Origin of the sequence: Agrobacterium sp. LR_9 (assembly GCF_041954855.1) — a bacterium.
Taxonomy (GTDB): Bacteria; Pseudomonadota; Alphaproteobacteria; order Rhizobiales; family Rhizobiaceae; genus Agrobacterium; species Agrobacterium leguminum.
In genome coordinates, this window is sequence record NZ_JAVAYA010000002.1 from 1 (window position 1) to 12,039 (window position 12,039).

General features: G+C 59.4%; 12 protein-coding genes. All 12 read right to left on the bottom strand.

Annotated features, from left to right (window positions below):
- Positions 1–56: 56 nt before the first annotated feature.
- The 12 genes from lipA to RAC79_RS02435 all read right to left on the bottom strand — a co-directional run bounded on the left by lipA (position 57) and on the right by RAC79_RS02435 (position 11,985).
- On the bottom strand, positions 57–1,028 hold the full coding sequence (gene lipA, locus RAC79_RS02380; protein WP_078053954.1) for a lipoyl synthase: 972 nt from the start codon (positions 1,026–1,028) through the stop codon (positions 57–59).
- Positions 1,029–1,131: 103 nt separating this feature from the next.
- Complete coding sequence (locus tag RAC79_RS02385) at positions 1,132–1,380, bottom strand: GlsB/YeaQ/YmgE family stress response membrane protein (RefSeq protein ID WP_042619429.1); 249 nt, start codon at positions 1,378–1,380, stop codon at positions 1,132–1,134.
- 99 nt (positions 1,381–1,479) lie between these two features.
- Positions 1,480–2,925: a dihydrolipoyl dehydrogenase gene (lpdA, locus tag RAC79_RS02390; protein ID WP_374996854.1), complete on the bottom strand. Its 1,446-nt coding sequence runs from the start codon at positions 2,923–2,925 to the stop codon at positions 1,480–1,482.
- Between the two features lie 56 nt (positions 2,926–2,981).
- On the bottom strand, positions 2,982–3,626 hold the full coding sequence (locus RAC79_RS02395; protein WP_142845823.1) for an SGNH/GDSL hydrolase family protein: 645 nt from the start codon (positions 3,624–3,626) through the stop codon (positions 2,982–2,984).
- A gap of 12 nt (positions 3,627–3,638) precedes the next feature.
- Positions 3,639–4,997 (bottom strand): pyruvate dehydrogenase complex dihydrolipoamide acetyltransferase, encoded by a 1,359-nt coding sequence (locus RAC79_RS02400; RefSeq protein ID WP_142845822.1) that lies wholly within the window; start codon positions 4,995–4,997, stop codon positions 3,639–3,641.
- Between the two features lie 14 nt (positions 4,998–5,011).
- Entirely contained in the window at positions 5,012–6,433 is a 1,422-nt protein-coding gene (locus tag RAC79_RS02405; protein ID WP_142845821.1) for a pyruvate dehydrogenase complex E1 component subunit beta, read from the bottom strand.
- A gap of 17 nt (positions 6,434–6,450) precedes the next feature.
- Positions 6,451–7,494: a pyruvate dehydrogenase (acetyl-transferring) E1 component subunit alpha gene (pdhA, locus tag RAC79_RS02410; RefSeq protein WP_065653902.1), complete on the bottom strand. Its 1,044-nt coding sequence runs from the start codon at positions 7,492–7,494 to the stop codon at positions 6,451–6,453.
- A gap of 153 nt (positions 7,495–7,647) precedes the next feature.
- Positions 7,648–7,965 carry a septum formation initiator family protein gene (locus RAC79_RS02415; RefSeq protein ID WP_003502598.1) on the bottom strand — a complete coding sequence of 106 codons (318 nt, stop codon included), beginning with the start codon at positions 7,963–7,965 and terminating at the stop codon, positions 7,648–7,650.
- 339 nt (positions 7,966–8,304) lie between these two features.
- Positions 8,305–9,579 (bottom strand): phosphopyruvate hydratase, encoded by a 1,275-nt coding sequence (gene eno, locus RAC79_RS02420; protein ID WP_174039117.1) that lies wholly within the window; start codon positions 9,577–9,579, stop codon positions 8,305–8,307.
- A gap of 149 nt (positions 9,580–9,728) precedes the next feature.
- Entirely contained in the window at positions 9,729–10,574 is an 846-nt protein-coding gene (gene kdsA, locus RAC79_RS02425; protein ID WP_080856313.1) for a 3-deoxy-8-phosphooctulonate synthase, read from the bottom strand.
- Positions 10,574–11,443 carry a VOC family protein gene (locus tag RAC79_RS02430; RefSeq protein WP_174039116.1) on the bottom strand — a complete coding sequence of 290 codons (870 nt, stop codon included), beginning with the start codon at positions 11,441–11,443 and terminating at the stop codon, positions 10,574–10,576. Before RAC79_RS02430 ends, kdsA begins: the two co-directional genes overlap by 1 nt.
- A gap of 104 nt (positions 11,444–11,547) precedes the next feature.
- Complete coding sequence (locus RAC79_RS02435) at positions 11,548–11,985, bottom strand: RpiB/LacA/LacB family sugar-phosphate isomerase (protein ID WP_080856311.1); 438 nt, start codon at positions 11,983–11,985, stop codon at positions 11,548–11,550.
- Positions 11,986–12,039 lie beyond the last annotated feature (54 nt).

Consider the following 12,039-nt stretch of genomic DNA (forward strand, 5'->3'; position numbering starts at 1 on the left):
GTGGAGAGAGCGTATATCGCCCGATGCAGCAACCTATGTTGCCGAACCTTTGTCCCTTACTCCGCAGCTGCCAGCAGCTTCTTTTCGCGGGCCGCACGCAGGCGCTCGAAATCGTCTCCGGCATGGTGCGAGGAGCGGGTCAGCGGGCTCGACGACACCATCAGGAAGCCCTTGGTGTAAGCCACCGTCTCATAGGACTTGAACTCTTCCGGCGTCACGAAGGCCTCGACCTTGTGGTGCTTGCGGGTCGGCTGCAGATACTGACCGATGGTCAGGAAGTCCACATCGGCGCTGCGCAGGTCGTCCATCAGCTGCAGCACTTCGTTGCGCTCTTCACCGAGACCGACCATGATGCCCGACTTGGTGAACATGGTGGGATCGAGTTCCTTCACCCGCTGCAAGAGGCGCACGGAGTGGAAATAGCGCGCGCCGGGGCGAACCGTGAGGTAATTGCCCGGAACGGTTTCCATATTGTGGTTGAAGACATCGGGCTTGGCGGCCACGACACGCTCCAGCGCGCCGGGCTTCTTCAGGAAGTCGGGCGTGAGGATTTCGATGGTCGTCGTCGGAGAAGCGGCGCGGATCGCCCAGATCACCTTTTCGAAATGTTCAGCACCGCCATCGGCGAGATCGTCACGGTCAACCGAAGTGATGACGACGTGAGAAAGGCCCATCTGCTTGACGGCCTTGGCGACGTTCTCCGGCTCGTTCATATCCAGCGGATTGGGCTTGCCGGTCGCGACATTGCAGAAGGCGCAGGCGCGGGTGCAGATTTCACCCATGATCATGAAGGTCGCGTGCTTCTTGTCCCAGCACTCGCCGATATTCGGACAGCCGGCTTCCTCGCACACCGTCACCAGCTTGTGCGAACGCACCAGTTCACGCGTCTCGTGATAGCCCTTGGAGGTCGGCGCCTTGACGCGGATCCATTCCGGCTTGCGCATGACCTCGGTATCGGGCTTATGCGCCTTTTCCGGGTGGCGAATGCGCTTTTCGTCGGACGACGTCCTGTCGAGAATAGTGACCATTAAAAACCTGCTTCCATCGCCCCTGGCGACCTAAACATCTGTTGGCCCGATGCTTTAGAACAATTCCAGAAAAAGCGTAAGCCCCTTCCGGCCACGAAGCCTGTCAGCGCCGTACTAGCTTCGCCAGAAACAGCAAAAGGCTGGCGCCGAGGAACGAGGTGACGAAATAGCCGAGCCTGCTGTCCTGCACGAAAACATCGAAGGTTCGCAGCACGGCGACAGCGACCACCGAACCGACAATGCCAAGGACGATGTTCATGAAAATGCCGAAGCGCATATCCATGAGCTTGCCCGCAAGCCAGCCGGCGAGACCGCCGATGATGATTGCTGCAATCCAGCCTACACTTTCCATTCCCACGCTCCCTGAAAGAACCAGCCCCTTTTAAGGAGCCTGCATCGAGACATATGGGACACCCGGCATGGTTAGACAATGCCGGGTATCACGGAGCACTTATGCGTTCAGCACACGCCCATAGGCGTCAAGCACGCTTTCTTTCATCGATTCCGAAATGGTCGGATGCGGGAAGATCGTGTGCATCAGGTCTTCTTCAGTGGTCTCGAGGTTCATCGCAACAACGAAGCCCTGAATGAGTTCGGTCACTTCCGCACCGACCATATGCGCGCCAAGCAGCTCACCCGTCTTCTTGTCGAAGATGGTCTTGACCATGCCCTGATCTTCGCCGAGCGCAACCGCCTTGCCGTTTGCCGCAAAGGAGAAGCGGCCAACGCGGATGTCGCGACCCTGCTCCTTGGCCTTGGCTTCGGTCAGGCCCACCGAGGCGACCTGCGGATTGCAATAGGTGCAGCCCGGAATCTTGAGCTTGTCCATCGGATGCACATTCGGCAGACCGGCGATCTTTTCGACGCAGATGACAGCTTCGTGCTCGGCCTTGTGGGCGAGCAGCGGCGGGCCGGCGACATCACCGATGGCGTAGATGCCAGGCACGTTGGTCTTGCCGTAACCGTCGATGACGATGAAGCCGCGATCGGTCTTCACGCCAGCAGCCTCAAGGCCGATACCTTCGATATTGGCGACGACGCCGACAGCCGAGATCATGCGATCAGCCGTGATCTTTTCAGAAGAACCGTCCTTCTTCTCAAGCGTCGCGGTAATGGAGTTCGCGCCTTTCTCAACCTTGGAAACCTTGGTTTCAAGGTGAATTTTCATGCCCTGCTTTTCGAGCTGCTTCTTGGCGAAGGTGGAGATTTCCGCATCCTCGACCGGCATGACCTGGCTCATGATCTCGACGACGGTGACGTCGACGCCCACGGTGCGGTAGAAGCTGGCGAATTCGATGCCGATGGCGCCCGAGCCCATGACGAGCAGGGACTTCGGCAGTTCTTCGGGCTTCATTGCCTCGAAATAGGTCCAGATCAGCTTGCCATCGGGCTCGATGCCGGGCAGCGCGCGCGGGCGGGCGCCTGTGGCGACGATGATGTGCTTGGCAGTGTAGGTGCCCTCGCCGAGCGTGTTCTTCGGCACGGGACCCTGCGGCTGAACCACCGGCTTGGTGGACTTGCCGACAACGATTTCGCCCGGCTTGGTGATCTTTGCTTCACCCCAGATGATGTCGACCTTGTTCTTTTTGAACAGGAAACCGACGCCATTGTTCATGCGCGCTGCAATGCCGCGCGAGCGCGCCACGATTGCCTTGACGTCAGGCTTGATCGAGCCTTCCAGCGTCAGGCCGTAATCCTTGGCGTGGGTGGCGGTGTGCATGACATCGGCGGTGCGCAGCAGGGCCTTCGTGGGAATGCAGCCCCAGTTGGAGCAGATACCGGCCAGATGCTCGCGCTCCACGACGGCAACCTTCATGCCGAGCTGGGCTGCGCGGATCGCGGCTATGTAACCGCCCGGTCCCGAACCGATGATGATGACGTCATAAGATTGAGCCATTGTTTTCCTGCCTTGTCCTATCGGGTCGCGAGCAGCGCCACGACCGGGAATTGTTCTTAAAGTCCGAGCATCATGCGGACGACGGGCTCCAGCCCGCGCCCGATGGCCCGCGTGTTTTCAGCATCGAGATGAACGCCATCCACCGGCGTCGTGCGCGCCACGGAGCCCGCATCGAAAAAGCCGCAATCGAGCTCGTCGGCCAGATCCCGATAAACGGACGCCAGCATTGCCGATTCATCGATCGCATCACGAAAGATCGCGCCCATGAAAGGATTTGCCGTCTCGCAAAGCTGCGGCGGAGCGACGATCAGCACATCGGGCGCTTCCCAGTCCGGCACCTGCCAGATGTGGTTGCGCGTGAGCTTCACCAGCCGCTCGACGCCCTTCATGGCAACAATCGCCGACCCATGGATCGCCGGTTTCATGTCGTTGGTGCCAAGCATGATAATCACCAGATCAAGAGGCGCATGGCTGTGCAACAACGTCGGAAGAATCCGCGCACCGTTGCGGTCGCAATCCGCGGTATTGTCGTCATAGGCGGTGGTGCGACCGCCAAGACCTTCGTGGATGACATGCACGTCAGGGCCAAGCGCCTTTTGCAAGACGCTCGGCCAGAGATCGTCATGGCTATGCCGGCCACCCGTTTCCGCGTTCGATCCCCATGTCAGGGAATCGCCAAAGCAGAGGACCGACTTCACCATGTCACTCTCCGATCAAACCAGCATGCCCATCGGGTTTTCGATGTAGCGCTTGAAGGCGCCGATCAGTTCGGCTCCGAGCGCGCCATCGACGCAACGATGGTCGGTGGAGAGCGTGACGGTCATGACGTTAGCGATCTTGATCTCGCCGTTCTTGACGACCGCGCGTTCTTCACCCGCGCCGACTGCCAGAATGGTGGCATGCGGCGGGTTGATGACGGCGGAGAAGCTCTTGACGCCCATCATGCCCATGTTGGACACGGCGGTCGTGCCGCCCTGATATTCCTCGGGCTTCAGCTTGCGCTCCTTGGCGCGCTTGCCGTAGTCCTTCATCTCGTTGGAGATGGTGGAGAGCGACTTCTCTTCCGCCTTGCGGATGATCGGCGTGATCAGGCCACCCGGAATGGAAACGGCAACGCCGACATCCGAATGCTTGTGCTTGACCATGGCGCTTTCCGTCCAGGAGACGTTGGCGTCAGGCACGTCACGAAGCGCCAGCGCCAGCGCCTTGATGACCATATCGTTGACCGACAGCTTGTAGGCTGGCTTGCCGTCCTTTTCAGGGGCAGCGGCGTTAAGCTGGGCACGCAGCGCCAGAAGCGTATCCAGTTCGCAATCGACAGAAACGTAGAAATGCGGAACGGTCTGCTTTGATTCAACCAGACGCTTGGCAATCACCTTGCGCATGCCGTCATGCGGCACGAGCTCGTAAGAACCCTGTTCGAACAGCTTGAGAACGGCTTCGTCCGACTGGCCCTTAGCGAGGGCCGGAGCCGGTGCGCCTGCGGATGCGGCAGCAGCTGGTGCGGCCTTCGCACCGCCGGAAGCGGCAGCCTTTTCCACGTCGGTCTTGACGATACGGCCATGCGGGCCGGAACCGGAGACGGCCGTGAGGTCGAGACCGGCTTCCTTGGCGAGACGACGTGCCAACGGCGAAGCGAAGATGCGCTCGCCGGACTTTGCGACCGGAGCCGGCGTGGACGATGCGACAGCCTGATCGGCCACGGGCTTTTCAGCATTGGCCGGGGCAGGTTCTTCCTTCGGCGCTTCAGCCTTTGCAGCTTCCTGCTTCGGAGCCTCGGCCTTCGCGGGAGCGGCAGCGCCGCCCTTTGCCGCCTCGGCAACATCCTCGCCATCGGCGGCGAGGATTGCAATGAGGGCGTTGACCTTGACGGCTTCCGTGCCGGCCGGAACGACCAGCTTGGCAACGGTGCCTTCGTCGACGGCTTCCACTTCCATGGTCGCCTTGTCGGTCTCGATCTCGGCGATCACGTCACCGGGAGCGACCTTGTCGCCTTCCTTGACCAGCCACTTGGCCAGATTGCCCTCTTCCATCGTAGGAGAAAGGGCAGGCATGGTGATGTTTATCGGCATCGAAACGCCTCCCCTTACTTGTAGCAGACGGTTTTGACGGCCTGAACGACTTCATCGACGTTGGGCAGAGCCAGCTTTTCGAGGTTTGCCGCGTAAGGCATCGGAACGTCCTTGCCGGCAATCGTCAGGATTGGCGCATCGAGATAGTCGAAAGCGGCGCGCATCACCTGGTTGGCGATGAAGTCACCGACCGATGACTGCGGGAAACCTTCCTCGACGGTGACCAGACGACCGGTCTTCTTGACCGATTCGATGACGGTGGGCAGATCCATCGGACGGATGGTGCGCAGGTCGATCAGTTCGACATCGATGCCGAGCTTTTCGAGTTCCGCAACGGCCTTGATGGCATAGGTCATGCCAATGCCGAAGGAAACGATGGTCGCATCCTTGCCCTTGCGGTGAATGCGCGCCTTGCCGATAGGCAGCACGAAATCATCGAGCTTCGGCACTTCGAAGCTCTGGCCGTAGAGAATTTCATTCTCGAGGAAGATGACCGGGTTCGGATCGCGGATAGCCGCCTTCAGCAGACCCTTGGCGTCGGCTGCCGTGTAAGGCATGACCACCTTGAGGCCCGGAATATGGCTGTACCATGCGGCGTAACATTGCGAATGCTGTGCGCCGACGCGGGCAGCGGCACCCGAGGGGCCACGGAACACCATCGGCGCGCCCATCTGGCCACCCGACATGTAAAGCGTCTTCGCCGCCGAGTTGACGATCTGGTCGATCGCCTGCATGGCAAAGTTGAAGGTCATGAATTCGACGATAGGCCGCAGGCCCGTCATCGCCGCACCGACGCCGATACCGGCAAAGCCATGCTCGGTGATCGGGGTGTCGATAACGCGACGCTCGCCGAATTCCTGCAGCAACCCTTGAGTGATCTTGTAGGCGCCCTGATATTCGGCGACTTCTTCACCCATGACGAAGACTTTTTCGTCGGCGCGCATTTCTTCGGCCATGGCGTCGCGCAGCGCTTCACGCACCGTCGTCATCACCATTTCCGTGCCTGCCGGAATATCCGGATCGGCTGCGGCTTCGATCTTCGGTGCTGCCGGAACCTTGGCGGCTTCCTTGGCAGCGCTCGGCTCCTCGGTCGCTTCGCGGGTCTTGCCGCCGGCCGCATCCGAATCGGAATTTGCGGCTTCGGCCTTCGGCTCTTCTTTCTTCGCGGAGGAAGAAATGTCGTCGGCGCTTTCGCCGTCCTGAAGGAGAACGGCGATTGCCGTGTTGACCTTGACGCCTTCGGTGCCAGCCTCGATCAGCAGCTTGCCGATGACGCCTTCATCCACAGCTTCCACTTCCATGGTCGCCTTGTCGGTCTCGATCTCGGCGATCACGTCACCGGATGTAACCTTGTCGCCTTCCTTTTTAAGCCATTTGGAAAGCGTGCCTTCCTCCATGGTCGGAGAAAGGGCGGGCATAAGAATTTCTACTGGCATTGGTTTCCCTTTCCCGATCAGAGCAGAATGTCGGTGTAAAGCTCGGATACATCCGGCTCTGGGTCGTTCTGGGCGAAGTCGGCGCTATCGGCAACGATATCACGGACATCCTTGTCGATGGCCTTGAGTTCGTCTTCGCTTGCCCAGCCCTGCTCCAGAAGCCGTGCCTTGACCTGCTCGATCGGGTCATGTTCGGAGCGCATCTTCTGCACTTCATCCTTGGAACGGTATTTCGCCGGGTCGGACATGGAGTGACCACGGTAACGGTAGGTCAGCATTTCCAGAATGATCGGACCCTTGCCGGAGCGGCAATGTTCCAGTGCCTGGTCGGCTGCGGCCTTGACGGCGCGCACATCCATGCCATCCACCTGAACGCCGGGAATTCCGAAGGACTGGCCACGCAGCGAATAGTTCGACTGGGCCGTGGCGCGGGCGGTCGAGGTGCCCATGGCGTAACGGTTGTTTTCAACGATATAGATGATCGGCAGTTTCCAGAGAGCAGCCATGTTGAAGCTCTCATAGACCTGGCCCTGGTTGGCCGCGCCATCGCCGAAATAGGTCACGGAGACATTGTCGTTGCCGCGATATTTGTTGGCGAAAGCAAGACCGGTTCCAAGCGAAACCTGAGCGCCGACGATGCCGTGGCCGCCATAGAAATGCTTCTCCTTGGAGAACATGTGCATGGAGCCGCCCTTGCCTTTCGACAGACCGCCGCGGCGGCCGGTCAATTCGGCCATGACGCCACGCGCGCTCATGCCCAGAGCCAGCATGTGGCCATGGTCGCGATAGGCGGTGATGACCTGATCGCCTTCCTTCTGCGACATCTGCATGCCGACAACAACGGCTTCCTGACCGATGTAGAGGTGACAGAAACCACCGATAAAGCCCATACCGTAGAGCTGGCCGGCCTTTTCCTCGAAGCGGCGGATGAGCAGCATTTCACGGTAAGCGTGAAGTTCGTCTTCCTTGGAGAAGTCGGGGCTGTTCTTGCCGGTGAATTCGGTTGCAGCCTTTGCCGTGGTCTTGCGGCCGGATACGGTCGCTGATTTTCGCGGCGCCATTCATCCCTCCCTGAGTTGCCATTTGAATGGATAGAGTGGCGCGTACCATATGCAAGAAAATGCCATGCAGCAATGCTTTAAACGCATGGCACATATTCACGCTAAGATGCTGTGAATAAATCAGAAATGTTAAATTAACTTGATTCAGGTTAATCAGAAATATGTGTTCATGATGACGATTTCGTCCGTGCGGGACATATTCAGCTGGTAACGGGAAATCTCGTCGATCATGTCCCGCTCCAGCGAGCCATCGCTCATCAATTCCACCTGCCGCTCCAGCGCCACACGCGCCTGCGTCAGCTTTGCAAGCTCCGCAGTGCGGGTGATACGCTGCCGCTCCAGCCGCTCCGTCGCCTGCAGGCCGAAGTCGCCATGGATGGAATGATAGCCGAAATAGGAAAGAAAAGCGATCGTGATGGCCGGAACGATCAAACGGCCGAATCGTCTCTTTTTATGATGTCTGGTCCACATGCCGGAGAGAAGCCTTAAAACGCATAACGTGAGTTTCGAGACTAAGGCGGATTGTTTAACTATCCGTTGACCTTAACGGGCGATTGGCAAATGGGCATTAAAAAGCCCGCCGAAAGGCGGGCTGGATTGGCAAAGACGCTAAAAGAACGCTCGTCATGCCGGACTTGATCCGGCATCCAGCCACAGCGCGTCTGCGCTGTGAGAAGAGTCTTTCGCGATCAAGGACTTGATCGCGCTGGACCCCGGATCAAGTCCGGGGTGACGGAGTGCGGACCATACCACTCGCCGCTTAAACGAGCCCGACAGGCAGCGGGCCACATCAAGAAACCCGAACGCGAATTAACCGCGCAGGATCGAACGGCCAGCGTAGGCAGCCTGCGGGCCCAGCATTTCCTCGATGCGGATCAGCTGGTTGTACTTTGCGAGCCGGTCGGAACGGGCAAGCGAGCCGGTCTTGATCTGACCGCAGTTCGTCGCAACAGCGAGATCGGCGATGGTGGAATCTTCCGTTTCGCCCGAACGGTGCGACATGACGGCGGTGTAACCGGCCTTGTGCGCTGTCTCGACCGCATCCAGCGTCTCGGAGAGCGAACCGATCTGGTTGACCTTGACGAGGATGGAGTTTGCAACGCCCATCTTGATGCCGTCGCGAAGACGCGCGGAGTTGGTGACGAAGAGATCGTCGCCGACCAGCTGGCACTTGTTGCCGATGAGATCGGTCAGCGTCTTCCAGCCTTCCCAGTCGTCTTCGGCCATGCCGTCTTCGATGGAAATGATCGGGTACTTGGCGACGAGTTCCGCCAGATATTCCGCCATTGCGCCCGATTCCAGCGTGCGGCCTTCGCCTTCGAGAACGTATTTGCCGTTCTTGAAGAATTCCGTCGATGCACAGTCGAGGCCGACATACATGTCTTCGCCCGGACGGTAACCGGCCTTTTCGATCGACTTCATGATGAAATCGAGCGCAGCAGGGGCGCTTTCGAGGCCCGGTGCAAAGCCACCTTCATCACCGACATTGGTGTTGTGGCCCTGTGCGGACAGTTCTTTCTTCAGCGTGTGGAACACTTCAGAACCCATGCGCACGGCTTCGCGGATGTTTTCCGCGCCGACCGGCAGGATCATGAATTCCTGGAAGTCGATGGGGTTATCGGCATGCGCGCCGCCATTGATGATGTTCATCATCGGAACCGGCAGAAGATGTGCGTTCGGGCCGCCGACATAACGGTAAAGCGGCAGGCCGGAAGCTTCGGCGGCAGCCTTGGCGACAGCGAGCGATACGCCGAGAATGGCGTTGGCGCCGATGCGCGACTTGTTCGGCGTGCCGTCGAGCGCGATCATCATCTGGTCGATCTGGATCTGGTTCTCGGCATCGAAACCGCCGATGGCGTCGAAGATTTCCGTATTGACGGCTTCGACCGCCTTTTCCACGCCCTTGCCGAGATAACGCTTGCCGCCATCGCGCAGCTCAACCGCCTCATGCGCGCCGGTGGAGGCGCCCGAAGGGACGGCGGCGCGGCCCATGGAGCCGTCTTCGAGGTAAACATCGACTTCAACGGTCGGGTTGCCGCGGCTGTCGAGGATTTCGCGCGCGATGATATCGGTAATGGCAGTCATGGTCTCTCCCTTGGGAATGGAACAGATATTTTCCGTAGCCTGTCTTAGACGATGGCGAAGAAATTACAATGACGACGGGCGGCAGAAACGGCCCGCCCGCCATTAAAATCGATTGGCACAAACAGTGCCCGCCGTAACGCCCCCGCGCCTCAGGCTTTGGTGATGGCGTCGAAAGCAAGCAGCTTTTCGAGCAGTTTGGGCATGTCCTTCAGATGAACCATGTTGGGGCCGTCGGACGGCGCATTGTCCGGGTCCTCATGGGTTTCGATGAAGAGCCCGGCGACACCGACAGCAACCGCCGCCCGCGCGAGCGTCTCGACGAATTCGCGCTGGCCGCCCGTGGAACCGCCCTGCCCGCCCGGCTGCTGAACCGAATGCGTGGCGTCAAAGACAACAGGCGCGCCGAGCGAAGCCATGATCGGCAGCGAGCGCATGTCGGAAACAAGCGTGTTGTAACCGAAGGAGGCGCCGCGCTCGCACAGAAGCACATTCGGATTGCCGCTCTCATTCAGCTTGGCCAGCACGTTCTTCATGTCCCAGGGGGCGAGAAACTGGCCCTTCTTGACGTTGATAACGCGGCCGGTTTTCGCGGCGGCGACGAGAAGATCGGTCTGGCGGCTGAGAAAGGCCGGGATTTGCAGCACATCCACCACTTCGGACACGATGGCGCATTGTTCTTCGGTGTGAATGTCGGTCAGAACAGGAAAGCCGAATTCCTTCTTGAGATCGGCGAAAACCTGCATAGCGCTGTCAAGGCCGATGCCGCGTTTGCCGGAAAGCGACGTACGGTTCGCCTTGTCGAAGGACGACTTATAAACGAGCCCGATCCCCAGCTTGTCGCAAAGCTCCTTCAGGACACCGGCGATCATGAAAGCATGTTCCCGGCTTTCCATCTGGCAGGGGCCGGCAATCAGAGAAAATCGCTCGCTGTTGGAAAAGGAAACCGAATTGGCGCCGTCGCCGGCGGTGACTTTGAGATTGTTCGTAACGCTCATCATTTTTCCTCGAAGGCGAATGCAACGCCCTGACCGGGCGCGGCGGACACCACAAGACGGCCGTCCGCTTCTGCGCTGGAGACGCCATTAGCAGCAAGCACCGCTTCTGTCACGGCAAGATCGTCAACGGAAAAGACGATGCCTGCGCCGTGCAGGCCATTCGGAGAATTGGGCAGGCTTTCGCTGAAGGCCGGTTTCTGGTTCAGCCTGATGTGCGCGTTGCCGGTCGCAAAAATAATATCTCCATCTGGAGACATCTCCTCCTCACAGGCAAATACCGTTTCGATCAGACGGACCGCGTTCTGATCGCCGCCAGAAAACAGAACGATCTCGCTGAGACCGGAAGCGCCATTGGCGTGGCGCTCCAGCGCCGCCCGGTCACTCGGCAAAGCCAGCAATCGCTGGCAACTGAACAGAAAGAAATCCGAAGCCGCGCCGCTCGCTGCGAATGCCAGCCGGAATGCCGCCTCACTCTGTGAGCCGTCCGGCATCCGCACGGGCCGTGAAAATTCAAAGATATCGCCTGCCGAGAAGCCGGATGCGGAAAACCTGTCATGATCGGCAATGGCGCTTTCGCTTCTTGCCACCAGTGCCGAAAAACCGTCCTCGCCATGACGCTGCCGAAAGGCCCGATCCCTACCGGTGAACACGTCGCCCCTGTTCACCGAGTCATTATATTTAGCCGGGTCAGCAATGGCGAGCGGTTCCAGATAGGTGCCGTCCGCGAAGAAAACGCAGGCATTCTGCGTGCCGAAGGGATGGAGGGCCTCCGGAGCGACGGTGAAGCCGAGAAGCTCAAGGCGGTCTTTCGCCACGGCAAGAGACTGTACCGGCAAAACGAGATGATCGACACTATTTCGGTTCGCCATTTTCGAGCCCCTGTGCTGCGGGTTTGCGCGTGACAAAAGCACAGATGACGCCAGCAATGCAAACGATCAGCTTCGCCGGGCCGGTCTCGTCACGCACCTATGGCTTACCGGCATGCATCGAGACGGTTGATCGCCTCCACGTTTTTCGCCGAAGACCCTTTCGGATCGAATTCCGATGCCAGCCAGGTGTCGACGATGGCTTTCGCCAGTTCCGGTCCGATCACGCGGGCGCCCATGGTAATGATCTGAGCGTTGTTGGATTTCGCCGCGCGTTCGGCGGAATACGTATCATGGGTCAAGGCGGCGCGGATGCCGGGCACCTTGTTGGCGGAGATGCAGACGCCGATGCCGGTTCCGCAAAACAAGAGGCCGCGATCAAATTCACCGGCGATGATGCTGCCGGCCACGGCTTCGGCCAGATCGGCATAAAATCCGTCCTGGCTTCGATCCACGACGGTCAGCCCTTGCCTGCTGGAAAGATGGGCGAGCACCGCATCCAGCAGGGGTTTTCCGGCGCTGTCAGCGCCCGCGACAATTCTCATTTCGGTGTCTCCCGTTATTCGCGTGCGAGCCTCGTGGGCTTCAGCCGACATGTC

What these genes read in the sequence shown, in the direction of transcription:
- lipA (WP_078053954.1), bottom strand. Translation starts at nt 1,028, where the DNA reads ATGGTCACTATTCTCGACAGGACGTCGTCCGACGAAAAGCGCATTCGC.
- RAC79_RS02385 (WP_042619429.1), bottom strand. Translation starts at nt 1,380, where the DNA reads ATGGAAAGTGTAGGCTGGATTGCAGCAATCATCATCGGCGGTCTCGCC.
- lpdA (WP_374996854.1), bottom strand. Translation starts at nt 2,925, where the DNA reads ATGGCTCAATCTTATGACGTCATCATCATCGGTTCGGGACCGGGCGGT.
- RAC79_RS02395 (WP_142845823.1), bottom strand. Translation starts at nt 3,626, where the DNA reads ATGGTGAAGTCGGTCCTCTGCTTTGGCGATTCCCTGACATGGGGATCG.
- RAC79_RS02400 (WP_142845822.1), bottom strand. Translation starts at nt 4,997, where the DNA reads ATGCCGATAAACATCACCATGCCTGCCCTTTCTCCTACGATGGAAGAG.
- RAC79_RS02405 (WP_142845821.1), bottom strand. Translation starts at nt 6,433, where the DNA reads ATGCCAGTAGAAATTCTTATGCCCGCCCTTTCTCCGACCATGGAGGAA.
- pdhA (WP_065653902.1), bottom strand. Translation starts at nt 7,494, where the DNA reads ATGGCGCCGCGAAAATCAGCGACCGTATCCGGCCGCAAGACCACGGCA.
- RAC79_RS02415 (WP_003502598.1), bottom strand. Translation starts at nt 7,965, where the DNA reads ATGTGGACCAGACATCATAAAAAGAGACGATTCGGCCGTTTGATCGTT.
- eno (WP_174039117.1), bottom strand. Translation starts at nt 9,579, where the DNA reads ATGACTGCCATTACCGATATCATCGCGCGCGAAATCCTCGACAGCCGC.
- kdsA (WP_080856313.1), bottom strand. Translation starts at nt 10,574, where the DNA reads ATGAGCGTTACGAACAATCTCAAAGTCACCGCCGGCGACGGCGCCAAT.
- RAC79_RS02430 (WP_174039116.1), bottom strand. Translation starts at nt 11,443, where the DNA reads ATGGCGAACCGAAATAGTGTCGATCATCTCGTTTTGCCGGTACAGTCT.
- RAC79_RS02435 (WP_080856311.1), bottom strand. Translation starts at nt 11,985, where the DNA reads ATGAGAATTGTCGCGGGCGCTGACAGCGCCGGAAAACCCCTGCTGGAT.